Consider the following 26,667-nt stretch of genomic DNA (forward strand, 5'->3'; position numbering starts at 1 on the left):
ACCGTCGTCCTCCGAGCGTTTGAGCGATCGCTCAAAAAACACTCGAATGACCAGGTGACGGGGGTACGACACCGATGGGGCTCTACATAGAGGCGCACATCCGCGCCGATCTGGACGAACTGTGGGCCCGCACCCAGGACCCGGCCCGGCATCAGCGCTGGGACCTGCGGTTCACCGAGATCGACCACCTCCCGCGCGCGGCGGGCGAACCGCAGCGCTTCCGCTACGCCACGCGCGTGCTTCCCTTCCTGACCATCGCAGGCACCGGCGTCTCGGCAGGGGAGAAGGAGCGCCCCGACGGCACCCGCACCTCGGCCCTGCGCTTCGCCGCCCCGCACCCGCTCTCGCTGCTCGCCGAGGGCAGCGGCTACTGGCGGTACATCCCGGTCGCCGACGGCGTCCGTTTTCTCACCGGCTACGACTACCGGCCCCGCTGGGGTGCCTTCGGCGCGCTCGCCGACCGGCTGGTCCTGCGCCCGCTGATGGGCTGGGCGACCGCATGGTCCTTCGACCGGCTGCGGCTGTGGCTGGAGCGCGGGATCACCCCGGAACGGGCGCGGTGGAACTGGTTCGCCGAGATGACGGCCCGCGCGCTGACGATCGCCGGCTGCGCCACCGGCCTGAGCCGGGGGCCGGGACCCGGCACGCTCACGCCCGCCGTCGCCTTCCTGGTCCCGCTGCTCCTCGTGGTGGCCCTCTCGCTGGCCCTCGTCGCGGCCCCGCTCGCGACCACCCCCGCCGCCCGCCGCTGTCTGCGCACCCCACCGGCCCGGGTCGCCGCCCCCCGGGTCCTGCACACCCTGGAGGAGCAGCAGTGACCTCGATGTTCCGCACGGTGCTGGGGCCGGACTTCGACCGGCTGCACCCGCGGCTGCGACGGCGCTTCTCGGTCGGCCTGGAGAGCGGCGAGGCCTGCACCGGCCACGGTGTGATGGAGCGGATCTGGCAGGGCGGGGCCTTCGTGAAGCCGTTCCTGGCACTGGGTGCCACCCGTAACATCCTGGTCCCGAAGGCCGCCCGGAACGTGCCCTTCAAGATCGAGAATGTGCCCTACGTGGACTCCCACGGCCGTGAGACGGTGACCTTCGTGCGCACCTTCGACCTGCCCGGCCGCCCCCGCCGCTTCGACGCCCAGATGGTGCTCAGCCCCAAGGGCGACCGCATCCTCGACTACCTCGGCACCCATCAGCACCTCGCCAGTGAGCTGCACCTGCACGCGGAGGCCGACGGCTCCCTGCTGATCCGCTCCGGTGAACACCGGTTCAGGGAGGGCCCGGTGGACGTCCGGGTCCCCGAACTTCTCGGCGCCACCGCCGAGGTGCGCGAGTCCTACGACGACCGCGCCGGCCGGTTCCGGATCCAGGTGCGGGTCGTGAACCGGTACTTCGGGCCGATCTTCGGCTACCAGGGCTCCTTCGAGGTGTCGTACACCGACATCCGCGGCCGCGGGGTGCGGCCGGGGCTGCGGCCGGTCCGTGAGGAGCCGCGCGCGTGAGCCCGGAGACCGCCAAGTCCCTGGAGACCAAGAACAAGCTGCTGGAGGGGGCGCTGCGGACGCTCACCGAGCAGGGGATCGCCAAGACGTCGGCCCGTACGGTGGCCGCGGCGGCCGGGGTCAACCAGGCGCTGGTCTTCTACCACTTCGGATCAGTGGACGAACTCCTCGCCGCCGCCTGCCGGTACGGCGCCGAGCAGGCCGTCGCCCGCTTCCGCCCCCGCCTCGCCGCGGTCGGTTCGCTCTCCGAACTCCTCTCGGTAGGACGGCAGATCCACGAGGAGGCCCGCTCGGGCGGCCATGTCGCCCTGCTCGGCCAGCTGCTGGCCGGCGCCCAGACCCATGAAGCGCTCGGACCCGCCACGGCGGCCGGGCTCGACCTGTGGATCGCCGAGATCGAGAGGGCGCTCGTCAGGGTCCTCGCGACCACCCCGTTCGGTGACTTCGCCGACCCGGCCGGGCTCGCCCGCGCGGTCGCCGCGTCCTTCGTCGGCATCGAGCTGTACGAGGGCGTCGACACCGCCGGCGCCCACGCCGCGCTGGACGCCCTTGAGCAACTCGGCGCGATGGTGGCCGCGTTGGACGAACTCGGCCCGGTGGCCCAGCGCACGATCCGACACCATCTGCGCCGGGCCGGGCGCCGTTAGGGCCTGGTGCGAAGGTGCCGGCTGCCGCGCGACGCCCGGCACGCTCCCCCGGTACCCGCACTCGCCGCACCGCCCGAAAGCCCGAGTACGCCCGGTACGAGGGCTTCCGGGCGGCACTCCGCCAGCCTTCGGCCGGGGGGACCCCCCAGAGCACGCACCGGACGCCGCGCGGCTGCCCTCCGGGCGACGACGCCACTTTCGCAACCGGCCCTGGGCCCGCCGTCGAGGCCGCCGCGGTTCGGGCGGCAGATGCCGGACCGGCAGTGCGACGGCCTCCCCGGCCGCCGCTGCTTCGCCCGGTTCGGTGAGGCCGGACGAGTAGACCTCGTACGGCGGCGGCCTGTGGAGGACGTGCGGAAGGCGTGCGCCCGGCCGTACCTCGCCGGGCGGCCCGCGCAGGAAGCGCGGGCCGCCGTGGCTCGGGAAGGGCGCAGGGCGCGCGGCAGCGGTTCGGCATGGGCCGCGTGCACGATCTCCACCAGTTCGGCGGCTCCCGGCGATGTTCGCCGCCGTCCCCGAGGTGCTCGCCGTTCTCTGCGCCGCCGTGCTCGCCGCCCTCTGCGCCGAGGCGTTCGCCGCCCCTCTGCGCCGCCGTGCTCGCGGTCCTCTGCGCTGCCGTGCTTGCCGTTCTCTGCGCCGCCGTGCTCGCCGCCCTCTGCGCCGAGGCGTTCGCCGCCCTTCTGCGCCGCCGTGCTCGCCGCCCCCCCGCGTCGCCCCGCTCGGCGCCGGATCTCCCGGGCTCGGCCTGCTGATGTGCGCGCTGCACAGGTCGCTGCCGCGGCCGGGCGGCGGTGGCCCGGCGGGGGGCACCGCGGCTGCCGTAGCGGCCGCCCGGGGGACGCGTGCGGCAGGGCCCGGCGTCGGTGTGGTGGTGAAGCTGACCGAAAGCCGAGACACGGCTGACCGCTATATGACCGGCCGGTAGGGTCGGTGACGTGCCGAAGCCTCTCAGTCTCCCCTTCGACCCCATCGCCCGTGCCGCCGACCTCTGGAAGCAGCGCTGGGGAAACGTCCCGTCGATGGCCGCGATCACCTCGATCATGCGGGCCCAGCAGATCCTGCTGGCCGAGGTCGACGCGGTGGTCAAGCCGTACGGGCTGACGTTCGCGCGCTACGAGGCGCTGGTGCTGCTCACCTTCTCCAAGGCCGGCGAGCTGCCGATGTCGAAGATCGGCGAGCGGCTGATGGTGCACCCGACCTCGGTGACGAACACCGTCGACCGGCTGGTGAAGTCGGGTCTGGTCGACAAGCGGCCCAACCCCAACGACGGGCGCGGCACGCTTGCCACGATCACCGAGAAGGGCCGCGAGGTCGTGGAGGCGGCCACCCGCGACCTGATGGCGATGGACTTCGGGCTCGGGGCCTACGACGCGGAGGAGTGCGGGGAGATCTTCGCGATGCTCCGGCCGCTGCGGGTGGCCGCGCACGACTTCGACGAGGACTGAACCCGCCGCCCGCGAGCCGTGCCCCGGGGCAAGATCTCCCGGAACGGGTGGTTACGCTCGTCCCCATGAAAAAAAGCGTGCTGACCCGCTACCGCGTCCTGGCCTACGTCACCGGTGTGCTGCTGGTGCTGCTGTGCCTGAGCATGATCGCCAAGTACGGGCTGGACATCAACGGTGCGGCCGACGTCACGCGCGTCGTCGCCATCGCGCACGGCTGGCTCTACGTCGTCTACCTGGTCTTCGCCTTCGACCTGGGCTCCAAGGCGAAGTGGCCGGTCGGCAAGCAGCTGTGGGTGCTGCTGGCGGGCACCGTCCCCACCGCCGCCTTCTTCGTGGAGCGCAAGGTCACCCGCGAACTGGAGGCCAAGGTCACCGAGGGCTCTCCGGTGGCCGCGAAGGTCCAGGCCTAGGCCGCAGGCCCCGGGCCGTACCGCCGTACGGACACCCGTGCGGCGGTACTCCATCGACATTTACTTGGACGTCCTAGTAAATTGCGGGTATGGACGCTGACGCCATCAAGGAGGGCCGCCGACGCTGGCAGGCCCGTTACGACGCGGCCCGCAAGCGGGACGCGGACTTCACCACGCTCTCCGGGGATCCCGTGGAGCCGGTGTACGGGCCCCGACCAGGGGACACCTATGAGGGATTCGAGCGGATCGGCTGGCCTGGGGAGTACCCCTTCACCCGCGGGCTGTATCCGACCGGCTACCGCGGGCGGACCTGGACCATCCGCCAGTTCGCAGGGTTCGGCAACGCCGAGCAGACCAACGAGCGCTACAAGATGATCCTCGCCAACGGCGGCGGCGGTCTCTCCGTGGCCTTCGACATGCCGACCCTCATGGGGCGGGACTCGGACGACGCGCGCTCGCTCGGCGAGGTCGGGCACTGCGGGGTCGCCATCGACTCCGCCGCCGACATGGAGGTCCTGTTCAAGGACATCCCGCTCGGCGACGTCACGACGTCCATGACGATCAGCGGGCCCGCCGTGCCCGTCTTCTGCATGTACCTGGTCGCCGCGGAACGGCAGGGCGTCGACCCGTCGGTCCTCAACGGCACGCTGCAGACCGACATCTTCAAGGAGTACATCGCCCAGAAGGAGTGGCTGTTCCAGCCCGAACCCCATCTGCGGCTGATCGGCGACCTGATGGAGTACTGCGCCGCCGGCATCCCCGCGTACAAACCGCTGTCCGTCTCCGGCTACCACATCCGCGAGGCGGGTGCGACGGCCGCGCAGGAGTTGGCCTACACGCTCGCGGACGGCTTCGGCTACGTCGAACTGGGGCTCTCCCGCGGCCTGGACGTGGACGTCTTCGCGCCCGGCCTCTCCTTCTTCTTCGACGCGCACGTCGACTTCTTCGAGGAGATCGCCAAGTTCCGCGCCGCGCGCCGGATCTGGGCGCGCTGGATGCGGGACGTGTACGGATCCCGGTCCGACAAGGCGCAGTGGCTGCGCTTCCACACGCAGACCGCCGGGGTCTCGCTGACCGCGCAGCAGCCGTACAACAACGTGGTGCGTACGGCGGTGGAGGCGCTGGCGGCCGTGCTCGGCGGGACCAACTCGCTGCACACCAACGCCCTCGACGAGACCCTCGCGCTGCCGAGCGAGCAGGCCGCCGAGATCGCGCTGCGCACGCAGCAGGTGCTCATGGAGGAGACCGGGGTCGCCAACGTGGCCGATCCGCTGGGCGGTTCCTGGTACGTCGAGCAGCTCACCGACCGCATCGAGGCCGACGCCGAGAAGATCTTCGACCAGATCAAGGAGCGGGGGCTGCGCGCCCACCCGGACGGGCGGCACCCGATCGGGCCGGTCACCTCGGGCATCCTGCGCGGCATCGAGGACGGCTGGTTCACCGGCGAGATCGCCGAGTCAGCCTTCCAGTACCAGCAGGCGCTGGAGAAGGGCGACAAGCGGGTCGTGGGCGTCAACGTCCACACCGGGTCCGTCACCGGGGACCTGGAGATCCTCCGCGTCTCGCACGAGGTCGAGCGGGAGCAGGTGCGCGTGCTGGGCGAGCGGAGGGCCGCGCGGGACGAGGGCGCGGTGCGCACGGCCCTGGACGCGATGCTCGGGGCCGCCCGGTCCGGCGCCAACATGATCGAGCCGATGCTGGAGGCCGTACGGGCCGAGGCGACCCTGGGCGAGATCTGCGGGGTGCTGCGGGACGAGTGGGGGGTGTACACGGAGCCGGCGGGGTTCTAGCCACGCAGAGGGGGCTCCGCCCCCCCCGGACGCCCGGGGCCTATGCCCACCCACCACCCGACTCGGCCGGTCGGGAAGCGGTTGCCCTGGCCGGCTCGGCGGGTTGGGAAGTGGCTGCTCCGGGCGGCTCGGCGGGCGGCGGGGAGGTGAGGCCCAGCAGCAGAACCCGGGTGAAGTCCCGTACCCACTCCTCGTCGGCCGGTTTGCCGCTCATCAGGGTGCGGTGGACCACCGCACCCGCCACCATGTCGAAGATCAGGTCCACTGTGCGGGCGGCCTCCTCCGGGTCCGGCTCGGGAGGGAGTTCGCCCCGGCACTGCGCCCGGACCCGGCCCTCCAGGACCAGCCGCTTCTGGCGGTCCACGATGGAGGTGCGGATGCGTTCCCGCAGCGCGTCGTCCCGGGTCGACTCGGCGACCGCCGCCATCAGGCCGCTGCGGGCCTCCGGGCGGTCCAGGATCGCCGCGAACTGCAGCACCACGCCCTCGATGTCGTCCGCCAGGCTGCCGCGGTCGGGGAGTTCGAGTTCGTCGAACAGCTCCGCCACCGCGTCGACGACGAGTTCGTTCTTGCCCGCCCAGCGGCGGTAGAGGGTCGTCTTCGCGACCCCGGCCCGGGTGGCCACGTCGCCCAGGGTGAGCTTGGACCAGCCCAGTTCGACCAGCGCCTGCCGCGTCGCCGCCAGGATCGCCGCGTCCGCGGCGGCACTGCGCGGGCGGCCGGTACGTCCGGCGGGGGTGCGGCTCTGCATCCCACGACCATAACCGGCGGTTCCTGTGATGCCGTGAGGGAGATCACCGGAATGTGGTGTCGCGCGGGTCCCTGATGGCATTACGCTACGGGTCGTAGCGAAAGCTCGTGGGTGACCGCACGGGCGACGACCATGGCGTGGGGTGGGGACCCGGCGCCGTTGCGAAACACACGTTCGGCCAGCTTTCACATCGCTTTTCACTTGCGCGCGGGAACGGGGGAGGATAGACGCATGCAGCCACGGAACATGTCCATGAGCGGCGTCGTCGACCTCGCCGCGGTCAAGGCGGCCCAAGAGGCCAAGGCCAAGGCCGAGCAGGCGCGCGCCGAAGCGGCCCGCCAGGGTGGGGTCGGAGCCGTCTCCCCGGCCGATCTGGTCATCGACGTCGACGAAGCCGGCTTCGAGCGCGATGTCCTCCAGCGATCCGCCGAAGTCCCTGTCGTCATCGACTTCTGGGCCGAGTGGTGTCAGCCCTGCAAGCAGCTGAGCCCGGTCCTGGAGCGCCTCGCCGTCGAGTACAACGGCCGCTTCCTGCTGGCGAAGATCGACGTCGACGCCAACCAGATGCTGATGCAGCAGTTCGGGATCCAGGGGATCCCGGCGGTGTTCGCCGTCGTCGCGGGGCAGGCGCTGCCGCTCTTCCAGGGCGCGGCCGGCGAGGAGCAGATCCGCGGGACGCTGGATCAGCTCGTGCAGGTCGCCGAGCAGCGGTTCGGCCTGACCGGACTCGTCGTCGACCCCGACGCCGAGCCGGGCGCCGAGGCCGGGCCCGCGGTGATGCCGGCGGGCCCCTACGACGCGCTTCTCGAAGCCGCCGTGCGGGCGCTGGACGCGGGTGACTTCGGCGGTGCGGTCCAGGCGTACAAGAACGTGCTGAGCGACGACCCGGCCAACAGCGAGGCCAAGCTGGGGCTCGCGCAGGCCGAGTTGCTCCAGCGGGTGCAGGGGATGGACCCGCAGGCGGTGCGCAAGGACGCGGCCGAGAAGCCGGCCGACGCCGAGGCGCAGATCGCGGCCGCCGACCTGGATCTGGTGGGCGGGCACGTCGAGGACGCCTTCGGGCGGCTCATCGAGACCGTGCAGCGGACGGCCGGGGACCAGCGGGACGCCGTACGCCGGCGGCTTCTTGAGCTCTTCGAGGTCGTGGGCACCGACGACCCCCGGGTGGTGGGCGCGCGCCGGGCGCTGGCGCGGGCGTTGTTCTGAGCCGCGGCACGGGCCGCAGCCCCGGTCGCGGTCGGACCGCGATCTGAACACGGGGCTGACCAGTCGCTAAACGTCACGTCCTGTGATGCCCAAGTGAAAGATTTGCCCACACGGGGCAACGGCGGCCGCTCTTTACCAAATCTTGGTAATAGTGGCCGCTGTTACTTGGAGTAAATCAGGGCTGTTGGTCTGTCGGATTCTGTCCAGGGATCAACTGTTTTGCTCCGCCCCTGGGTGACACCCAGAGTCGCGCTCCGAGACCGGCGGGCCGTCCTTCGGTTATCCGGCCGTTACTACCGAGTAACGAAGCCCCTTGTGCGGGCGGCGAGAATGCACCACGATCGGCGACGCTCGGTCCAATCCCGTACCCCGACAGCCGGTCGGGCCGCGGGCTCATCTGGGTCCCCACCGAGCAGAGTCGGCGGCAGTGACGCCGGCTCTTGGGCAGGGGGGTCTTCGCCCTGTGGCGAAGCCTGTCCAGCAAGGTTGTGCGTGATGCGTGTCAGGCGCGACCAGTGGTTGTCGCTCGGGGGTGATCGCCGGTGATCGAGGTGCGTTCGTGCCTCCGAGTACGGGCGCTCCCCTTCCGAGGACGTAGCACTTCTCCCATCCCTGCCCGGCTGAGCCGCCGTTGGGGGCGATAACCGGGCCGGAGATGTACGTCCGAGAAGGAGGAAATATGGAGTCCCAGGTGCGTGGCGGGACCAGATGGAAGCGGTTCGCTGTGGTCATGGTGCCCAGCGTTGCCGCCACGGCGTGTATAGGTGTCGCCCTCGCGCAGGGCGCTCTCGCCGCGTCGTTCAGCGTGTCCGGCCAGCAGTTCAAGGTCCGGGCCGACTCGCTCGAGGGCGACGGCTTCGAGCAGTACGGTGCCGTCGACTCGGGTGTCACCCTCGCGGGTAAGAGCACGATCCACCCGGTGGCGGTCTCGGCGTTCAACACGGCGACGATCACCAACCTGTGCCAGTCGGTGGTCACGCCGAACGTCCCGATCTTCGGGAACGTCAGCCTGATCCTGCACGCGGGCACCGACCCGAACAAGCCGGTCGAGGCCAGCAAGCTCTACATCGACCTCGACGACCTGAATGCCGACGCGACGTTCACCAACATCAACATCGGTGTCGCCGCCGGAAGCATGACCAAGGGTCCGGGCATGAAGTCGGACGAGGTCAAGGCCGGCCTGGCGAACCCGAGCGGGTTCGGGCAGGAGGCCGACCACGCCTCGCTGACCGACGTGAAGCAGACGGCGTGGGCCACCACCGCCGGAACCTTCAAGCTCAGCGGCCTGCACATGTCGATCTCGACGTCGGGCGCGGAGTGCTACTGAGCACTCCGTGACGGGCGGGGGAGCCCACGGCACCCCCGCCCTCCACCTTCTTCCCACGGTCTTCACGCGCGGTACACGGCATCACCACCGCACCGTGTCGCACCACAGCACCACCACCACAGCAACGCCGCACCAGGGAGCTGTTTTCCATGAGCGCCGAGACTCCTGCCGCACCCGGCCAGTTCACCCGCCGGAGGCTGCAGTTCCGCGCCTGGCGGGGCACGCGGCCGTTCTGGGCCGGTCTGTACATCCTGCTCGCCGGCTTTCCGATCATGTACTTCCCGTACGCGCATCTCCAGCTCGGCAACCTGACGGTGGCGATGTCGACCACCGCGGGCGCCGGATCCCTGATCATCGGTGTGCTGCTCGTCGTCCTCGGGATCAGCCTCTGGTTCCAGAAGCACATCCGCACGTTCGCGGGAGTCGCCGCGATCCTGCTCGCGCTGGTGTCGCTCCCCGTGTCCAACTTCGGTGGCTTCGTCATGGGCTTCCTGTTCGCCCTCATCGGCGGCGCGATGGCCGTGGCCTGGTCCCCGGGCGCGCCCCCGAAGCCGCAGCCGGAGGGTGACGTCCCGCCGGCCGGGGACGACGCCCCGGAAGAGGCAGCCGCCTACTTCCCGGGCCCGGACGGGGTGGACGAGTCGAACGACCTGTCAGGAACGAGCCCGGTGAACGGGGCGAACGGGAGGCACAGTGCCGGCTGACGAGGTGACCCACGGGACTGATGTGGACGAGTCCCGTGTGAGAACCGGGCCGCGGCATGCGGCACCCAAGAAGCCGCTGTTCACCAGGTTCCACATGCCGGCGGGCAAGGCGATAGCCTCCGTAGCGATGCCGACGGCCGTGCTCGTGGGCTTCGGATTCACGTCGACGCTGGCCATCGCCGACACCAACAGCACGTCGTCGTCCTCGAAGAGCCTCGCCGAGGACTACAAGAGCTGTGTCGCCGCCCTGGACACGGCCTCGCCCTCCGCTTCGGCGAGCGCGAGCGACGGTGCCTCGGACACGGCCTCGCCGTCCGCCACGGCCTCGGCCGGCGCGAAGGACGCGACGACGTCCGGCAAGTCCTCCTCGTCGGATTCAGGTTCCGACGGCACGGCCACGCCGACGCCCTCCGCGTCCAAGTCGTCCTCGTCCTCGGGCGGTTCGGGTTCCTCGTCGGGGTCCTCCGGTTCGTCGGGCTCCGGCAGTACGGCGACCCCGTCGCCGTCCGCCTCCGCGAGCAGCGGCAGCGGTGGCGGCCTGCTGGACTCGATCGGGGACGCGATCGGCAGCATCCTCAGCGGCGGCAGCACGACGGGCTCGTCCTCGTCGGACGCCACCGCGAGCGCCACCCCCTCGCCGTCGGCCTCGCCGTCCGCCTCCAAGTCGTCGTCCTCGTCGTCATCGTCCTCGTCGAGCGGCGACAGCGGCTCCGGCACCGTGTCCAAGACCGTCAAGAAGGTCACGGACACCGTCAAGAACACCACCGACACGGCGACCAAGGCGGCGGCCGGCACCACCAAAGCGGCTGCGGACGCCACCTCCAGCGCCTCGCCGAGCCCGTCCGCGAGCTCCAGCGCGTCGGCCGGCAACTGCGCCGTCGCCACCAACGACGTGAGCGGCGTCGACAACAAGGTGGCGGTGGCGGACGACCCCTGGTACCTCAGCGCCAGCTCGCTGACGCTGAAGAGCGCCGACTACCAGGGCATCGTCGAGGTGAGGACGGCCAGCGGCGCGAAGAAGAAGGTGCTGAAGTACGTCATCTCGGGCGGCACCGACATCGGTGACCTGCACCAGACGGTCAAGGACACGAAGATCGGCAAGACCTACCACGTGCAGGCCGGCTCCGGTTCGACGTCCACGATCAGCGACGGTGACACCACGATGTACACGGAGTCGATCTCGGGCAACCTCTTCGGTCTGATCCCGATCACCTTCGACGTGAACAACCCGCCGCCGCTGAACATCCCGCTGATCTACTTCACCAAGGTGAAGGTCGTCCAGGCCGGCCAGTTCGGCGGCACCCTGCACGTGCCCGGGATGCACGTGTACACGACCGACGGAACCAGCTGACCGTCACCACAGACCCGTTCGGGAGCCGCGCACAGAGCTGTGGCCCGGCCGTCCGCCTCGCGCGGCGGCCGGGCCACAGTGCTGTCCGAACTCCTTTCGGGCAGCGCCTTTCCGGGCCTTGATAAAGCGTTTACGGATTTCACGCCTTCCTCATACGGCGTACCTGCCGAGTACATGACCAGCCGCGGCCAGGGGGAGGTGCCAGGCGGCCACGACCGGTTCGTGGCGCCTTCGGCGTGCGTGTCCGCGACTTCCCCCGTCGACGCCCACGAGGGGGACCTCACACGTATGTTGAACTCTCACCCGTGACACCTCCGGCCAGCTCTGGCTCTACCAGGGCAAGGCCGACGGCACGCTCCAGCCCCGGGTCCGGATGAAGAACTCCACCGGCTGGAACGGCATGAGCGTCAGCAAGGCGGACCTGCTCGCCGTGGACTCCGCGGGCGCCCTGTGGCTCTACAAGGGAACCGGATCCGCGAGCGCCCCCTTCAGCGCCCGGGTGCAACTCGGAGCCAGTGGCTGGACCCACTACAACCTCCTCTTCTGAGCGGGCACCCCCTCTCCCCTCTTCGCCTGCACCGTCTTCTCTGCCGATTCTCTGCCGACAGAACGGTTGACACCTTCTGATGCGTACGCACGCACGTCCTTCCGCACGCAGACGCCGGACACTCCTCCGGATCCGGGGCGGCTGGTCCCGGTTCCTGGCTCCCGCCGCCCTGGCCACCGCGACCGCGCTCGCGGTGACGGGCGCCCAACTCCCCGCCCCCGCCCAGCCGACGCGGACCCAGGCGGCCGCCGACACCCTGCCCACCACCTTCGACCCCAAGGCCGCCGAACGCGTCCGGCAGGAGCAGTGCCTCCTCGACGGGGTCCTGCGCAAGGGCGGCCCGGCCATGAAGGAGGTCGCGCGAGCCGGTCTCCTCGGCACCGAGGAGCAACTGCACACGGCCGCCGACCCCGAGTACTGGAACACCACAGCCCTCAGCACGGCGTTCGACACGGACAAGGCCGCCGCCGACGCCAAGCTCGACGAACTGAGCGGTCGCAGGAGCGTGTGGCAGCAGTCCCTGGCCGTCGTCACACCGCCCCCGCCCTACACCTACACCGGCTTCCAGTGGGTGGCGGACAAGGACAACCCGTACAACGCCGTCGGCCTGTCGGGCTGGTGCGCCGCCCAGTTCTGGAAGCAGGAGGACGACTTCTACGCCAACCCGCACCCCCTGGCCGGCAAGGAGTCCGTGGACGCGGCCGCGGCCGTCTACAACGCCCGCTACTCCCCGACCAGCAACGAGGACTACGAGGACCGCCAGGCGTGGGCGTCCATGCAGTTCATGCATGGCATGTACGCCGACGACGCCCGCCTCTTCCTCCAGTACGGGGGCTTCCCCACCGTCGCACCCGCCGCGGACTCGATGGAGTTCCGGATCGACGTGGAGAACCTCAAGGCACGGTTCGCGTCCTGCGCGTACAGCAGCCCGCCGGACCCGCACCAGGTGCTCGGCGAGGAGATCGCCACCGCACACCGAGTGGCTCGCCGAGACCGACGGGCAGAAGACCCAGCGGGACGCCATCCTCCGCGCCGAGGTCCAGGCCAACGCCGACCTCTCCGCGGTCTCGCAGGCGAAGGACGCCGACGCACGGGCCCAGTCGCAGCGTACGGTCGCGGCCGACAGACTCTCCGACGCGCAGGCCGCGGGCAGGACGGCCGCCGGCAAGAAGGACGCGGCGCTGGCCGCCGAAGGCCGGGCCGTGGACGCGCGCGCCGACGCGCACCGGGCCGAACAACGCCGTGACTGCCTGGTGGCGAAGGCTGAGGCCGCGGAGGCCCTGCTGGCCGCCGTGGACAGCACCGAGGACTCCATCGAGGCTCGCGAGGCGGCCACCAAGGCCCGCAAGGCGGCCGACGACGCGACCAGCGCCGCGACCGAGGCGCGCCGGGCTGCCGCCGATGCCACCGAGGCGGCCGCCGACGCACGCGAAGCGGCCACCAGGGCCGAGGGCGCGGCCAAGCGCGCCCAGGCCGCCGCGGACGGCGCCAAGGCCGACGCCAAGGTGACCGAGGCAGCGGTGAAGAAGGCGCACTCGGCCGCGGCAGACGCCATTGCCGCCGCCGGCGCCGCCAAGTGGAACGCGATCACCGCCAAGGCGGAGGCGGAGACCGCGCAGAAGGCGGCCGCCAAGGCCGGTGGTGCGCCGGTCAGGGCCGCGGGCGAGGCCGAGATCGCCGGGGGGAACGGCCAGTACTTCGGTCTGCGCATCGACAGCCACAGCGGTCACTTCTTCAAGTATCCGTTCTGGGCCCCCGGAGGCGGAGCGGAGCAGCTGGGTAAGGAGATGTTCGAGGCGGCTGGGGTGCACTTCGGATGAGTGGTCTCTTCGACGGCCTCGACAGGCTGGACCTCGACGCGCACGTACGTCGCTGGACGGCACCGGAAGTGACGCGGACCGCCGGGGCGGTGAGCGAGTGGATCGGTGCCGCGCAGATGTTCGCCGCGCGCATCCAGCGGGACCCGGCCCGGCTGACCGGTGAGCAGTGGCGGGCGGTCGCCGAGGCGTGGTCGGCCCTGCTGGCGGCCGCGGAGCGGGCGACCGGCCCGCGGCACAATGAATGGCTGCTGCGCGACCTCTGGCTCAGGGCCAACCTGCTGAGGGAGGTGGGCGCGGCGCCGGACGTTCCGCTGCTGGTTCCGGGCCCGGTGCTCGACCGGACCCTCGACGCCATGCCGATGGACCCGGACAAGGCCGTCGCGCTCGCCCCGCGATGGCGTGAACTGGACCGTGCCCAGGTGCTCTCCTTGCGCATGGTCCGCCGGCTGCTCAGCCCTGCTCGCGCCGTGGCGCCGCTGCTCGCGGATCACCCGCGCAGAGGCGAGTTCGAGGCGTGGGACCGGATCGCCGACAGCCTGCCGTAGCCCGGCGAAGAACAACTGAGGGCGCCTCCTGCCACAGGAGGCGCCCTCAGCGCTCTGCAAGGCCCGTCATGCGGGTGTCACTTGCTGCCGGAGTCGCCGATGTGGTGGACGCGGAGCATGTTGGTGGTGCCGGCGACACCGGGGGGCGAGCCGGCCGTGATGATGACGGTGTCGCCCGGGTTGAAGCGGCTGATCTTCGCGATCTCCTGGTCGACCATGTCGACCATCTCGTCCGTGGTGCCCACGAACGGCACCACGTGCGACTCCACGCCCCAGCTGAGGGTGAGCTGGTTGCGGGTGTTCTCGTCGGTGGTGAAGGCGATGATCGGCGGCTGCGCGCGGTAGCGGGAGAGGCGACGGGCCGTGTCACCGGACTGGGTGAAGGCCACCAGGCCCCGGCCGCCGAGGAAGTCGGCGATCTCGCAGGCCGCACGGGCCACCGAACCGCCCTGCGTGCGCGGCTTCTTGCCGGGGACGAGCGGCTGCAGGCCCTTGCTGAGCAGCTCCTGCTCGGCCGCCGAGACGATCTTCGACATCGTCTTGACGGTCTCCACCGGGTACGCGCCCACGCTGGACTCGGCGGACAGCATGACCGCGTCGGCGCCGTCCAGGATCGCGTTGGCCACGTCGGAGGCCTCGGCGCGGGTCGGGCGGGAGTTGGTGATCATCGACTCCATCATCTGGGTCGCCACGATCACCGGCTTGGCGTTGCGCCGGCACAGCTCGATCAGTCGCTTCTGCACCATGGGGACCCGCTCCAGCGGGTACTCGACGGCGAGGTCGCCACGGGCCACCATCACACCGTCGAACGCCATCACGACGTCCTCCATGTTCTGGACCGCCTGCGGCTTCTCCACCTTGGCGATGACGGGGACCCGGCGGCCCTCCTGGTCCATGATCCGGTGGACGTCGTTGACGTCCTTGGCGTCCCGGACGAAGGACAGCGCGACCAGGTCGCAGCCCATGCGCAGCGCGAACCGGAGGTCGTCGATGTCCTTGTCGCTCAGCGCGGGCACGTTGACGGCGGCCCCCGGCAGGTTGATGCCCTTGTGGTCGGAGACGACACCGCCCTCGATGACGATCGTCCGCACCCGCGGGCCCTCGACGTCCACGACCTTCAGCTCGACGTTGCCGTCGTTGATGAGGATCTGGTCGCCGCGCGAGACGTCGCCCGGCAGGCCCTTGTAGGTGGTACCGCAGATGGTCCGGTCGCCCGGGACGTCCTCGGTCGTGATGACGAACTCGTCACCGCGCTCCAGCTCCACCGGTCCCTCGGCGAAGGTCTCCAGACGGATCTTCGGGCCCTGCAGGTCGGCGAGGACGCCGATGGCACGGCCGGTCTCCTTGGCGGCGGCCCGGACGCGGTCGTACCGCCCCTGGTGCTCGGCGTGCGAGCCGTGGCTGAAATTGAACCGGGCCACGTTCATACCCGCCTCGATCATGGCGACGAGCATCTCGTGGGTGTCGACCGCGGGGCCGAGAGTACAGACGATTTTCGAACGGCGCATGGGGCGATCCTATCGGTTTGTTTCGCTACGGAATATTCCGTCTGGTGGAAGATACAAATGGGCGCCAATGTGCTCAGCTGTTATTTCCGACCGGTGCCGATCCGGATCCGGTGCCGACGAGCGCGTAGGTCTGGGTCGCGATCTCCAGTTCCTCGTCCGTCGGCACCACCGCGACGGCGACGCGCGCGGCGGCGGGCGATATCAGCCGCGGTTCGTCCGTCCGTACGGCGTTCAGCTCCGGGTCGACCGCGAGGCCCAGCCCCTCCAGGCCCGCCACGGCCGCCTCGCGCACCGAAGCCGCGTTCTCGCCGACCCCCGCCGTGAAGGCCACCGCGTCGACCCGGCCGAGGACGGCGCAGTACGCGCCGATGTACTTCTTCAGGCGGTGGATGTAGATGTCGAAGGCGAGCTGTGCCTCTTCGTCGCCCTCGTCGATCCGGCGCCGGATCTCCCGCATGTCGTTGTCACCGCACAGACCGAACAGACCACTCCTCTTGTTGAGAAGAGTGTCGATCTCGTCCATGGACAATCCGCCAACTCGCGCCAAATGGAAAATGACGGCCGGGTCCAGATCGCCGGAACGGGTTCCCATCACCAGCCCCTCCAAAGGCGTCAGCCCCATCGAGGTGTCCACGCACCGGCCGCCCTCGACGGCCGACGCGGACGCGCCGTTGCCGAGATGCAGCACGATGACGTTCACGTCTTCAGGCGCCTTTCCCAGCAGCCGCGCGGTCGCCCGGGACACGTACGCGTGCGAGGTGCCGTGGAAGCCGTAGCGGCGGATCCGGTACCGGTCGGCGATCTTCGGGTTGATCGCGTAACGCGCCGCCGACTCCGGCATCGTCGTGTGGAACGCCGTGTCGAAGACGGCGACCTGCGGCAGGTCCGGGCGCAGCGCCTGCGCCGTGCGGATGCCGGTCAGGTTGGCCGGGTTGTGCAGCGGGGCGACCGGGATCAGCCGCTCGATCTCGGTGAGCACCGCGTCGTCGATCACCGTCGGCTCGGTGAAGAACATCCCGCCGTGCACCACCCGGTGCCCGATCGCGGCCAGCTCCGGCGAGTCCAGCCCCAGCCCGTCCTTCGTCAGTTCCTCCGCCACGGCCTTCAGCGCGGCCTCGTGGTCGGCGATCGGCCCCACCTGCTCGCGGGTGTCACCGCTGCCGAGGCAGGTGTGCGTGAGCCGGGAGGTCTGCTCGCCGATCCGTTCGACGAGCCCGACCGCCAGCCGGCTGCTGTCCCGCATGTCCAGCAGCTGGTACTTCACCGACGAGGAGCCGGAGTTGAGGACGAGGACACGGGTCGCACTGGGGCTCACTGGGCGGTTGCCTTCTCGCTCGGGGAGGCGGCCGGTGACCCGGCCGAGTTCTGGGCCTGGATCGCCGTGATGGCGACGGTGTTGACGATGTCCTGGACGAGGGCGCCCCGGGACAGGTCGTTGACGGGCTTGCGCAGCCCCTGGAGCACCGGCCCGACCGCGATCGCGCCGGCCGACCGCTGCACGGCCTTGTAGGTGTTGTTGCCGGTGTTCAGGTCCGGGAAGATCAGCACGCTGGCCTGCCCGGCGACCTCGGAGCCGGGCAGCTTGGTGGCGGCCACGGACGGCTCGACGGCCGCGTCGTACTGGATCGGCCCCTCGATCTTCAGGTCGGGCCGCCGGGAGCGGGCCAGCTCGGTCGCCTCCCGCACCTTGTCCACGTCCGCCCCCGAACCCGACGTGCCCGTGGAGTACGACAGCATCGCGATCCGCGGCTCCACACCGAACCGGGCGGCGGTGACGGCCGACTGGACCGCGATGTCGGCGAGCTGCTCGGCGTTCGGGTCCGGGTTGACCGCGCAGTCGCCGTAGACCAGCACCTTGTCGGCGAGGCACATGAAGAAGACGGACGAGACGATCGAGGACCCCGGCGTGGTCTTGATGATCTCGAAGGCCGGGCGGATGGTCGCCGCCGTGGAGTGCACGGACCCGGAGACCATGCCGTCCGCGAGCCCCTCCTGCACCATCAGGGTGCCGAAGTAGTTGACGTCGGAGACCACGTCGTAGGCCAGCTCCACCGTCACGCCCCGGTGGGCGCGGAGCAGGGCGTACTGCTCGGCGAAGCTCTCGCGCAGCTCGGAGGTGGCCGGGTCGATCAGCTGGGCGTCACCGAGGTCGACGCCGAGGTCGGCGGCCTTCTTGCGGATCTGGTCGACGGGACCGAGCAGTGTGATGTCACACACCCCCCGGCGCAGCAGCACCTCCGCCGCACGCAGCACCCGCGCCTCGGTCCCCTCCGGCAGCACCACCCGGCGCCGGTCGGAACGCGCCTGCTCCAGGAGCTTGTGCTCGAACATCATCGGGGTGAGCCGGCCGGTGCTCGGCGCCGAGATCCGCTTGTTGAGGCCCACGGTGTCGACGTACCGCTCGAACAGGCCGAGCGCGGTCTCCGCCTTGCGCGGGGTGGCCGCGTTCAGCTTGCCCTCCAGGGAGAACAGCTGGGCGGCGGTCGGGAAGCTGTTGCCGGGCACCGAGATGACCGGGGTGCCCGGGGCGAGGCGGGCGGCCAGGGTGAGGATCTCGTCGCTGGGCCACTCGTTCAGGGTGAGCAGCACGCCGGCTATCGGCGGGGTGCCGGCGCTGTGCGCGGCCAGCGAGCCCACGACCAGGTCGGCGCGGTCGCCGGGGGTCACCACCAGGCAGCCCGGGGTCAGGGCGGGCAGGAAGGTCGGCAGCATCGCCCCGCCGAACACGAAGTCCAGCGCGTCCCGGGCGAGCCCCGAGTCGTCGCCGAGCAGCACCTTCGCGCCGAGCGCGTGGGTGATCTGGGCGACCGTCGGCGCGGACAGCGCGGGCTCGTCCGGCAGCACGTACACCGGCACCGGCAGCCGGCCGCCGAGCCGCTCGGCGATCGCGTCCCGGTCCTCGCGGGCGACCCGGTTGGCGACCATCGCCAGCACGTCGCAGCCGAGGCCGTCGTACGCCCTGAAGGCGTTCCACGTCTCCGCGAGCACCGACTCCGCGCTCTGGTCCCGGCCGCCGACCACCGGGATCACGGAGGCGCCGAACTCGTTGGCGAGCCGGGCGTTCAGGGACAGCTCGTCCGCGAACTGGCTGTCGGCGAAGTCGGTGCCGAGGACGAGGACCACGTCGTAGTCGCGGGCGACCAGGTGGAAGCGGTCGACGAGGGTGGAGACCAGTTCGTCGGCGCCGCGCTCGGCCTGGAGCGCGGAGGCCTCGTGGTAGTCCATGCCGTGGACGGTCGCCGGGTCCTGGGAGAGGCGGTACCGTGCCCGCAGCAGCTCGAACAGACGGTCCGGATCGTCGTGGACGAGGGGCCGGAAGACCCCGACCCGGTCGACCTGCCGGGTCAGCAGCTCCATCACGCCCAGCTCGACGACCTGGCGGCCGTCGCCGCGGTCGATCCCGGTCACGTACACGCTGCGCGTCACGTGTGCACTCCGTTCCGTCCTCGCCATGCCATAAAAGCCATGCCATAAAAATCGCCCACCGGGGTGAGCGGAACCCCCTTGACAATACCCTTGGGCATGGATAAGGCGCCCATCAGTCGCGGTCCCTGCCAGGGGAGACCAATGTCACGGAATCCGCGGTGCCCAGTACGGCATGAAACAATCGGATCGGCTCACCGGCAACGACAGCGAGCAGGAGACACACCACCATGCGCATCGGAGTTCTCACCGCAGGCGGCGACTGCCCCGGCCTGAACGCCGTCATCCGATCGGTGGTACACCGGGCTGTCGCACAGTACGACGACGAGGTCATCGGTTTCGAGGACGGTTTCCGGGGTCTGCTCGACGGCCACTACCGCCCCCTCGACCTGGACGCCGTGGGCGGCATCCTGGCCCGCGGCGGCACGATCCTCGGCTCGTCGCGGCTGGAGCGGGACCGGCTGCGCGAGGCGTGCGAGCGCGCCACCGACATGGTCGAGGAGTTCGGCATCGACGCGCTGATCCCCATCGGCGGCGAGGGCACGCTGACCGCGGCGCGCATGCTGTCCGACGCGGGCCTGCCGGTCGTCGGCGTCCCGAAGACCATCGACAACGACATCTCGTCCACGGACCGCACCTTCGGCTTCGACACGGCGGTCGGCGTCGCCACGGAGGCGATGGACCGCCTGAAGACCACCGCCGAGTCCCACCAGCGGGTGATGGTCGTCGAGGTCATGGGCCGGCACGCCGGCTGGATCGCCCTGGAGTCCGGGATGGCCGCCGGCGCCCACGGCATCTGCCTGCCCGAGCGGCCCTTCGACCCGGCCGACCTGGTCAGGATGGTCGAGGAACGCTTCGCCCGCGGCAAGAAGTTCGCCGTGGTGTGCGTGGCGGAGGGCGCCCATCCCGCCGAGGGCACCATGGACTACGGCAAGGGCGAGATCGACCAGTACGGCCACGAGCGCTTCCAGGGCATCGGTACGGCACTGGCGTACGAGCTGGAACGGCGGCTCGGCAAGGAGGCCAAGCCGGTCATCCTCGGGCACGTCCAGCGGGGCGGCACGCCGACGGCCTACGACCGCGTCCTCGCGACGCGGTTCGGGTGGCATGCGGTGGAGGCCGCCCACCAGGGGGAGTTCGGGCGGATGACGGCGCTGCGGGGGACCGACATCGTGATGGTGCCGCTGGCGGAGGCGGTGACCGAGTTGAAGACGGTGCCGAAGGACCGCATGGACGAGGCCGAGTCGGTTTTCTAGGGCTTGGCGTCCGCCGCGGACCGCGGGTGCGCGGGGGCTGTGTTCAGGCAGTCCCCTGCTCCACTTCGTCCCAGAAGCGCGCCACTATGCGGGCCAGGAAGTCCTCGCCCATCTGCTGCGCGTGCTCTGCGGCGGTGGCGCCGCCCCATGACAGCGTTGCCGTCATCTGCCTCTGGTACTCCTCGTGCAGGTCGCGCAGCGTGTCCTCGATCAGGCGCTTGTCCAGCGGGACGAGTTTGCTCATGTGCCGGACGTGGGCCTGCCAGCGGGTGGTGACCGCGCTTCGCAGCAGTTCGGCGAGCTTCTCCTCCTTTCCCGTCACGGTGATGAAGTCCGGCAGGGACAGCCGCAGCAGGTCGGCCAGGACGGCGGACTGCCGCTCCGTGCCCTGCCACTCCTCGTCCTCCTCCATCGCGAGGTACGCGAGGAGGTCGAGGCCGACCGCCGGCGCCACGTCCTCCGGGGCCAGCCCCCGGGCGATCCGGTGTTCGCGCAGGGTGCGCGGGCGGCCGATCAGGTCGCCCGGGGTGCACCACAACGCGCCCGCGAGCGCGGTGAGTTCGGGACTGGTGGGGGACATGGCCCCCTGCTCCCAGGCGCGCACCAGATCCGGTGTGACGTACGGCAGCCCGTACGAGGCCCGCAGGTCGCGGGCCACGTGCTCGGGCGCCATGCCGAGAGCGGCACGGAGTCTGCGGGCGGCGGGGGCGTTGAAGGGGGGACCTGGCTGGTTCGGCAGAGCTGGGGGTCGGCGCACAGCCGACACCGTAGGGGTGCCCGCGGGCACTGACTACGGACCGTTCGGCCAGGAACACGGATGGTGCGAACGTATGGATTCGACCGTACGGCCGAGCTGTTCATCCCTTGACGGCGCCGCCCAGCGCGAACCCCCCTCCCAGCCGGCGCGCGACCAGCACGTACAGCAGGATCACCGGCGTCGAGTAGATGACGGAGAAGGCGGCGAGCTGGCCGTACGCGACGGCGCCGCGGTTGCCGAAGAAGTCGTTGATGCTGACGGAGGCGGGCATCTGGTCCGGCGAGAGCAGCAGCATGAACGGGACGAAGAAATTCCCCCACATCATCACGAAGGCGAAGACGGTGACGACCGCGAGGCCGGGCCCCATCAACGGCAGCACGATCCGCACCAGCGACTGGGCGGAGTTGGCGCCGTCCGTCCACGCGGCCTCCTCCAGCTCCTTCGGCACACCGTCCATGAAGTTCTTCATCAGCCAGATGGCGAACGGGAGTTGGGAGGCGGCGAAGAACAGGATCGTGCCCTGCATGGTGTCGATGAGGTTGATCCGTACGAACAGGGCGTACACCGGCACCATGATCGCGGTGATGGGCAGGCTCGTCGCGAAGAGGATGGAGAGCAGGAACGGCCGGTTGAGCCGGGAGCGGTAGCGGGAGAGCGGGTAGGCGGCGAGAGCGGCGCAGCCGACGGTGAGCGCGGTGGCGCCGCCGCACAGGACGAGGCTGTTGACGAGCGGGGTGTAGGTGATGTCGGGGGTGAGGATCGCGTCGAAGTTGGCGAAGGTGAACCCGTCCGGGATCCGCACCCTCAGACCGGCGTGCGGGTCGACGGCGGAGAGCAGCACCCAGGCGAGCGGGAGCACGAAGGCGGCGGCCACGACGAGGAGGCCGAGGTCGGCGGCGAGGCGGCGCGAGCGGCGGCGATTGCGAGGCATCTTCCGGCTCACACCTCCGTGCGCAGCAGCCGCATGTAGACGACGGAGAAGAGCGAGCCGACCAGAAGCAGGAGCAGTGCGACGGCGGTGCCGTACCCGATCATGCTGTTCTGGAAGGCCTGTTCGTACATGAAGAGGGGCAGGGTCTGGCTCCGGTCGCCGGGCCCGCCGCGGGTCATCACCCAGATCAACCCGAAGACGGAGAGCGTCTGGAGGGTGTTGAGCATCAGGTTCGTCCCGATGGAGCGCCTGATCATCGGCAGCGTGATGTGCCACATCCGGCGCCAGCCGCCGGCCCCGTCGACCTCCGCCGACTCCTCGATCTCGGTCGGTATCTCGTCGAGGGCGGCGGAGTAGACGAGCATCGAGAAGGCGGTGCCGCGCCACACGTTGGCGAACGACACGGCCAGGATGGGGAGGGTGAACAGCCAGTTCTGGGACGGGAGACGGAGGAAGCCGAGGATGGCGTTGAGCGTGCCTTCCCGCCGGAAGAAGGCGTACAGCAGAAACCCGGCGACGACCTCCGGCAGCACCCACGCCGTGATCACGATCCCGCCGGTGAGCGTCCGTACCGGCTTCGACGCCCGCCGCATCAGCGTGGCGAGCGCCAGCCCCAGCGTGTTCTGCCCGACGAGCGCGGAGAGCACGGTGAAGACGAGGGTCAGCCAGACGGCGTTCAGGAAGGCGTCGTCGTGGAACGCCCTGCGGAAGTTCGTGAAGCCGACGAAGGAGGAGTGCGCCTGGCCGGTGAGTTGGAGGTCGGTGAAGGCGATCCAGGCGCAGTAGACGATGGGCCCGCCGAGGAAGAGGAGGAGCAGGGCCAGGGCGGGGGTGAGGGGGAGGGCGCGGAACAGTCGCCGGCCGATTACAGGGTGACCGGCCGACCGCCCCCTTGGCTGACGCACCGACTGACTCACTGGGTGACCACTTGGTTGTCGGTGACGTCCTTGAGCGTCGAATCGTAGGTACTCGCCGCTTTGTCGACCGACGCGTCACCGGTCGTCACGCTCTCCATGGCCTCCTGGATGGCGGTGGAGACCTTCGGGTAGGCCGGGTAGGCGGGCCGGTAGTGGGTGCTGGCGACCAGGTCTGTGAAGAACTTGATACCCGGCTGGGCGGATGTGTACGACGGATCGCTCGCGACGTCCTTGCGCACCGCGATCCCGGAGTTGGCGATGTACCACTTCTGGGCGTTCGCCTTGGTCTGCATGGTCTTGACGAAGTCGAAGGCGAGGTCGGGGTTGGCCGCCTTGCTGGGGATGGCCCAGGTCCAGCCACCGGACATGCTGACCTTGCCGGGGGCCTGGCCGTGCTGGGTGGGCATGTAGGCGAGGCCGAGGTCCTTGGACCAGTCCGGCCACTCGTGCCCGCTGCCCTTCAGCCAGTCCTGTGGCAGCCAGGACCCGTCGAGGTCGATGCCGAGCTTGCCCTGGGGGAGGAGTTCACCGCGGACGGCGGTGCCGAAGTTGGGGTCGAGGGCGTCGGAGACGTCCGGCCCCAGCTTGTCCTTGTACACGGTCTCGACGAACGAGAGCGCGTCCTTGAACCCCTGGCTCCCGGCGATCCACTTCCTGCTCGTCTTGTCGTACAGCGGGTCGGTGGTCCCGTCGTTGGTGCCGTACAGCAGCATCTCGAAGCCCTGCATGGTGGCACCCTCGCCGACGGGCTTGCCCGTGTAGACGTTCAGCGGCGTGACGCCGGGGACCTTCTCCTTGATGGTCCGGGCGGCGGCGAGCACGTCGTCCCAGGTCTTCGGCTGCCAGTCGGTGGGCAGCCCGGCCTTCTTGAACACCCGCTTGTCGAACCAGAGCCCACGGGTGTCGGTCCCGTCCGGGACGCCGTACGTCTTCCCGTCCTCACCCTGGGCAGCCGCCTTGGCGGTGTCGACGAACTGCCCCCAGTCCTGCCACTTGGCGAGGTACGAGTCGAGGGGCTTGAGATACCCGCTGGTGATGTCCGAGTTGATGAGGAAGGTGTCCTCGTAGACCAGGTCGGGAGCGGTCCGGGGCGACCGGAGCATCTGTTGCAGCTTCGTGTAGTACTCGGAGTCCGGGGCCTTGATCGGAACGAGCTCGACCTTCTTCCCCGGGTACTCCTTCTCGAACTGCTTCTTGATGTCCGCGAGATACGTGTCCATCACCTTGACGGAGTTGTCCGTGGACTGCTTGAAAGAGATCTTCACGGTGTCGGGACTGCTCCCGGACCCGCTGCCGCACGCGGTGAGGGAAGCGGCGGCGGTGACGAGGGAGAGGGCAAGGATGCTGACGGCGGTGGGGCGCACGGGCACGACCTCCTCGGCGGCCACTGCACCGTGGCCTGGGGGTTCGTCTCTCTTGCCGTGTGAAGGTAAGTGGAGTGGTCTAGTCAGGTCAATGAGTGTGCGGGGGTTTGCATTGCCTGCGGGGGCGGCCAGTTGTCGGGTCGCGCGGGCGGCCACCCGGGTCGTGCCGAAGGTGCACGGGCTGGAGGGGCTGACGGATGCGGCCGTGCAGGTGGTGAGTGAACTGGCCGCCTGCGCTTGCCGGTTCACTCCGGGGGAGGACGTGTACGTGTCGCTGCGGTACCGAGAGGACGCCCTACGTTGATCCTCTACGACGGGCATCCTCGGCATCGTCACCCACGGGTCGCGGAGGCCTGCGAGGTGCGGCGGCGGGCCGCGCTGCGGGCGTGTGAGAGGGGGAGTGGCGGTTCGGGGAGGGGCGGGAACCCGGGGGTGGGACGCGGATGTGGGCGGTGTTGCCGGGGTGGGGGGCTGGTGGGTCGTGAGGGGGTTAGGCGAGCTGGGCGGCGTAGATGCGGGCTTTGGCGGCGTCGGCGGGGGCGTTGGCGCGAGTGTAGGCGTCGATGGCCTGGAGCCAGCAGAGGCGCGCGTCTGCTGGGCGGTGGGCGGTCTCGTGAGCGATGGCCAGGTTTTGGAAGGCTGTGCCAGCTCGGTACCAGTCCTCGAATTCCTCAAAGGCGCCCAATGCCGCAGCGTGGGCCTCGATCGCTTCCTCCGCGCGGCCCGTCTCCAGGAGGGCGAGGCCGAGGTTGTTCCAAGCGGTGGCTTCGCGGTGGCGGTCGTCGGCGTCTTGGTACAGGTCGCGGGCACGGGTGTGGGCCTCGATCGCTTCCTCCGCGCGGTTCGACTCCAGGAGGGCGAGGCCGAGGTTGTTCCAAGCGATGGCCTCGCTGTGGCGGTCGTCGGCATCTTGGTACAGGTCGCGGGCACGGGTGTGGGCGTCAATCGCTTCCTCCGCGCGGCCCGCACGTCGCAGGGCGAGGCCGAGGTTGTTCCACGCAGTGGCCTCGCTGCGGCGGTCGTCGGCGTCTTGGCACAGGTTGCGGGCACGGGTGTGGGCCTCGATCGCTTCCTCCGCGCGGCCCGACTCCAGGAGGGCGAGGCCGAGGTTGTTCCACGTGCCGGCCTCGCTGCGGCGGTCTCCGGCACCGTGTGCGGCCTCCCTCGCCGCGCCGGCCACGGTGATCCAGTCATCGAAGTAACGCCGCCAGTCGAGATACTCGGACAAGCACTCGGCCAGCCGTACCGCCGCATCCGAGAACCGCTCCTCCCGTGCCCACCCGACCGCCGCTACCAGCCCCGCCCGCTCCCCGTCGAACCAAGCCAACGCCTCCCCCCGATCACCGAACCGCTCGGGATTCGCCATCCCCGGCCGCCAGCGCAACCGGTCATCCGCTGCGTCCGCCCACCGGCAGTAGAACTCCAACACCCGTGCCCGCGCCGCCTCCCCCTCCTCCCGCAATTCCATGTCCCCCGCCACCACACCGACTCCATATGCCCGCACCAAGTCATGCAACCGCCACCGCACCGCCGGGGCCGCCCCCTCACCTTCCCGGACCGGCGTGACGAGATATGTGGCAGCCAAGTCCTCCAGCAAGGCCAGCGTGGTCTCCTCATCGAGGTCGGCCAGTGCGCCCACCGCCTCGGTGCCGGTCTCCGTTCCCGGTGCGAGGGCGAGTAGCCGTAGCAACCGAGCCTGATCAGAGGGCAGTCGACGATAAGAGGTTTCCAGCACGGGGCGGAGGACCAGGGAACGACCGTACTGATCCGTACCGCGACTGCCGTTGTCGAGGACGTTGGTCGGGTCCCCGGTCTCCTTGATCTCGGCGACCAGCGAGGCGATGCTCCGGTGCCGGCGTCGGCGCAGCATCGCCGCAGCGATCTGGAGGGCCAAAGGCAAGTGGCCGCAGAGGTCGCCCAGTTGGCGTAGGGCGTCCGGTTCGAGGGTGGGACGGTCGTCGCGCTCGTCGGTGTCGTGGAGGGCGCGGCTGACCAGGGCGGCGGAGTCGTCCGGATCAAGTGTCCCAAGGTCGATGAGGCGTACCGGCAGGGCGTCGGGGCGGTCCCGGGAGGTGATCAGCACTCTGTGGTGGTCCGTGCCCGGCAGCAGCGGCAGGTACTGGGACGGATCCGAGGCGTTGTCAAGGATCAGCAGCATCCGGTCCTGCTGTTCGGCGAGGAGCGTGCGGTAGGCGTCGTACTGGCGATCCGTGGTCGGCGGCAGATCCTGCCCCCTGACGCCGAGCGCGTCGAGGAGAGCCAAGACTGCCTGGTCCGCGGTGACCGGGTCGGCGTCGTAGCCGCGCAGATCGACGAAGAGCGTGCCGCCCGGGAACCATCCCTGCGCACGCGCCCGATGTGCCGTCTCCACCGCCAGCGCGGTCTTACCGATGCCTCCCATGCCGGTGACGGCGAAGATGAGGAGCGGGAGGGCGTCCCCGTCGGCCCTGTCCGGGGCGAGGTGCGGGAGCAG

Annotated in this window: 24 protein-coding genes; 15 read left to right on the forward strand and 9 right to left on the reverse strand. The window is 70.3% G+C overall.

Annotated features, from left to right (window positions below; genetic code table 11):
• Nucleotides 1–74 precede the first annotated feature (74 nt).
• The 6 genes from AB0P24_RS33175 (at nucleotide 75) to AB0P24_RS33200 (ending at nucleotide 5,787) form a co-directional block, all read left to right on the forward strand.
• Nucleotides 75–818 carry a hypothetical protein gene (locus tag AB0P24_RS33175; protein WP_365800533.1) on the forward strand — a complete coding sequence of 248 codons (744 nt, stop codon included), beginning with the start codon at nucleotides 75–77 and terminating at the stop codon, nucleotides 816–818.
• Complete coding sequence (locus tag AB0P24_RS33180; RefSeq protein ID WP_365800535.1) at nucleotides 815–1,495, forward strand: DUF4166 domain-containing protein; 681 nt, start codon at nucleotides 815–817, stop codon at nucleotides 1,493–1,495. Before AB0P24_RS33175 ends, AB0P24_RS33180 begins: the two co-directional genes overlap by 4 nt.
• The gene (locus AB0P24_RS33185; protein WP_365800537.1) at nucleotides 1,492–2,142 is read left to right on the forward strand and encodes a TetR/AcrR family transcriptional regulator; all 651 of its coding nucleotides are present in this window, start codon (nucleotides 1,492–1,494) and stop codon (nucleotides 2,140–2,142) included. The genes AB0P24_RS33180 and AB0P24_RS33185 overlap by 4 nt, the downstream gene beginning before the upstream one ends.
• Before the next feature lie 935 nt (nucleotides 2,143–3,077).
• Nucleotides 3,078–3,587: a MarR family transcriptional regulator gene (locus AB0P24_RS33190; protein WP_365800539.1), complete on the forward strand. Its 510-nt coding sequence runs from the start codon at nucleotides 3,078–3,080 to the stop codon at nucleotides 3,585–3,587.
• A 65-nt stretch (nucleotides 3,588–3,652) separates the two neighbouring features.
• Entirely contained in the window at nucleotides 3,653–3,997 is a 345-nt protein-coding gene (locus AB0P24_RS33195) for a DUF3817 domain-containing protein (RefSeq protein ID WP_365800541.1), read from the forward strand.
• Nucleotides 3,998–4,086: 89 nt separating this feature from the next.
• Nucleotides 4,087–5,787 (forward strand): methylmalonyl-CoA mutase family protein, encoded by a 1,701-nt coding sequence (locus AB0P24_RS33200; RefSeq protein ID WP_365800543.1) that lies wholly within the window; start codon nucleotides 4,087–4,089, stop codon nucleotides 5,785–5,787.
• A gap of 40 nt (nucleotides 5,788–5,827) precedes the next feature.
• On the opposite strand, the gene AB0P24_RS33205 is transcribed toward AB0P24_RS33200, so the two are convergent.
• The gene (locus tag AB0P24_RS33205; protein ID WP_365800545.1) at nucleotides 5,828–6,538 is read right to left on the reverse strand and encodes a TetR/AcrR family transcriptional regulator; all 711 of its coding nucleotides are present in this window, start codon (nucleotides 6,536–6,538) and stop codon (nucleotides 5,828–5,830) included.
• Nucleotides 6,539–6,769: 231 nt separating this feature from the next.
• On the opposite strand from AB0P24_RS33205, the gene AB0P24_RS33210 reads away from it, so the two are divergent.
• From AB0P24_RS33210 to AB0P24_RS33245, 8 genes are all read left to right on the forward strand, one after another.
• On the forward strand, nucleotides 6,770–7,744 hold the full coding sequence (locus tag AB0P24_RS33210) for a tetratricopeptide repeat protein (RefSeq protein WP_365800547.1): 975 nt from the start codon (nucleotides 6,770–6,772) through the stop codon (nucleotides 7,742–7,744).
• Between the two features lie 679 nt (nucleotides 7,745–8,423).
• Complete coding sequence (locus tag AB0P24_RS33215) at nucleotides 8,424–9,071, forward strand: DUF6230 family protein (RefSeq protein WP_365800549.1); 648 nt, start codon at nucleotides 8,424–8,426, stop codon at nucleotides 9,069–9,071.
• 149 nt (nucleotides 9,072–9,220) lie between these two features.
• Complete coding sequence (locus AB0P24_RS33220) at nucleotides 9,221–9,775, forward strand: DUF6114 domain-containing protein (RefSeq protein ID WP_181802722.1); 555 nt, start codon at nucleotides 9,221–9,223, stop codon at nucleotides 9,773–9,775.
• Nucleotides 9,765–11,126: a hypothetical protein gene (locus AB0P24_RS33225; protein ID WP_365800551.1), complete on the forward strand. Its 1,362-nt coding sequence runs from the start codon at nucleotides 9,765–9,767 to the stop codon at nucleotides 11,124–11,126. The genes AB0P24_RS33220 and AB0P24_RS33225 overlap by 11 nt, the downstream gene beginning before the upstream one ends.
• A gap of 373 nt (nucleotides 11,127–11,499) precedes the next feature.
• Nucleotides 11,500–11,673: a hypothetical protein gene (locus AB0P24_RS33230; protein WP_365800553.1), complete on the forward strand. Its 174-nt coding sequence runs from the start codon at nucleotides 11,500–11,502 to the stop codon at nucleotides 11,671–11,673.
• 79 nt (nucleotides 11,674–11,752) lie between these two features.
• Nucleotides 11,753–12,919 (forward strand): hypothetical protein, encoded by a 1,167-nt coding sequence (locus AB0P24_RS33235; protein WP_365800555.1) that lies wholly within the window; start codon nucleotides 11,753–11,755, stop codon nucleotides 12,917–12,919.
• Complete coding sequence (locus AB0P24_RS33240) at nucleotides 12,876–13,493, forward strand: hypothetical protein (protein ID WP_365800557.1); 618 nt, start codon at nucleotides 12,876–12,878, stop codon at nucleotides 13,491–13,493. The genes AB0P24_RS33235 and AB0P24_RS33240 overlap by 44 nt, the downstream gene beginning before the upstream one ends.
• On the forward strand, nucleotides 13,490–14,038 hold the full coding sequence (locus AB0P24_RS33245) for a hypothetical protein (protein ID WP_365800559.1): 549 nt from the start codon (nucleotides 13,490–13,492) through the stop codon (nucleotides 14,036–14,038). The genes AB0P24_RS33240 and AB0P24_RS33245 overlap by 4 nt, the downstream gene beginning before the upstream one ends.
• A 77-nt stretch (nucleotides 14,039–14,115) precedes the next feature.
• Here the strand turns inward: AB0P24_RS33245 and pyk are convergent, their stop codons facing one another.
• The 3 genes from pyk to pta all read right to left on the reverse strand — a co-directional run bounded on the left by pyk (nucleotide 14,116) and on the right by pta (nucleotide 18,972).
• Nucleotides 14,116–15,546, reverse strand: a complete 1,431-nt coding sequence (gene pyk, locus AB0P24_RS33250) for a pyruvate kinase (RefSeq protein ID WP_365800561.1) — start codon at nucleotides 15,544–15,546, stop codon at nucleotides 14,116–14,118.
• 73 nt (nucleotides 15,547–15,619) lie between these two features.
• Complete coding sequence (locus AB0P24_RS33255) at nucleotides 15,620–16,861, reverse strand: acetate kinase (protein WP_365800564.1); 1,242 nt, start codon at nucleotides 16,859–16,861, stop codon at nucleotides 15,620–15,622.
• Nucleotides 16,858–18,972 (reverse strand): phosphate acetyltransferase, encoded by a 2,115-nt coding sequence (gene pta, locus AB0P24_RS33260; RefSeq protein ID WP_365800566.1) that lies wholly within the window; start codon nucleotides 18,970–18,972, stop codon nucleotides 16,858–16,860. The genes AB0P24_RS33255 and pta overlap by 4 nt, the downstream gene beginning before the upstream one ends.
• 227 nt (nucleotides 18,973–19,199) lie before the next feature.
• Between pta and AB0P24_RS33265 the strand changes: the two genes are divergently transcribed.
• On the forward strand, nucleotides 19,200–20,225 hold the full coding sequence (locus tag AB0P24_RS33265; RefSeq protein ID WP_181802717.1) for an ATP-dependent 6-phosphofructokinase: 1,026 nt from the start codon (nucleotides 19,200–19,202) through the stop codon (nucleotides 20,223–20,225).
• Nucleotides 20,226–20,268: 43 nt separating this feature from the next.
• Here AB0P24_RS33265 and AB0P24_RS33270 read toward each other — a convergent pair whose 3' ends face one another.
• From AB0P24_RS33270 to AB0P24_RS33290, 5 genes are all read right to left on the reverse strand, one after another.
• On the reverse strand, nucleotides 20,269–20,982 hold the full coding sequence (locus tag AB0P24_RS33270; protein ID WP_365800568.1) for an XRE family transcriptional regulator: 714 nt from the start codon (nucleotides 20,980–20,982) through the stop codon (nucleotides 20,269–20,271).
• A gap of 100 nt (nucleotides 20,983–21,082) precedes the next feature.
• Nucleotides 21,083–21,913, reverse strand: coding sequence for a carbohydrate ABC transporter permease (locus AB0P24_RS33275; protein ID WP_365800570.1), 831 nt, complete (start codon nucleotides 21,911–21,913; stop codon nucleotides 21,083–21,085).
• An 8-nt stretch (nucleotides 21,914–21,921) separates the two neighbouring features.
• On the reverse strand, nucleotides 21,922–22,818 hold the full coding sequence (locus AB0P24_RS33280; RefSeq protein ID WP_365800572.1) for a sugar ABC transporter permease: 897 nt from the start codon (nucleotides 22,816–22,818) through the stop codon (nucleotides 21,922–21,924).
• An 8-nt stretch (nucleotides 22,819–22,826) separates the two neighbouring features.
• The gene (locus AB0P24_RS33285) at nucleotides 22,827–24,194 is read right to left on the reverse strand and encodes an extracellular solute-binding protein (RefSeq protein WP_365800574.1); all 1,368 of its coding nucleotides are present in this window, start codon (nucleotides 24,192–24,194) and stop codon (nucleotides 22,827–22,829) included.
• 490 nt (nucleotides 24,195–24,684) lie between these two features.
• Nucleotides 24,685–26,595, reverse strand: a complete 1,911-nt coding sequence (locus tag AB0P24_RS33290; protein WP_365800576.1) for a tetratricopeptide repeat protein — start codon at nucleotides 26,593–26,595, stop codon at nucleotides 24,685–24,687.
• Nucleotides 26,596–26,667: the final 72 nt, after the last annotated feature.

Origin of the sequence: Streptomyces sp. NPDC086519, from assembly GCF_040686075.1 — a bacterium.
Lineage (GTDB): Bacteria > Actinomycetota > Actinomycetes > Streptomycetales > Streptomycetaceae > Streptomyces > Streptomyces shenzhenensis.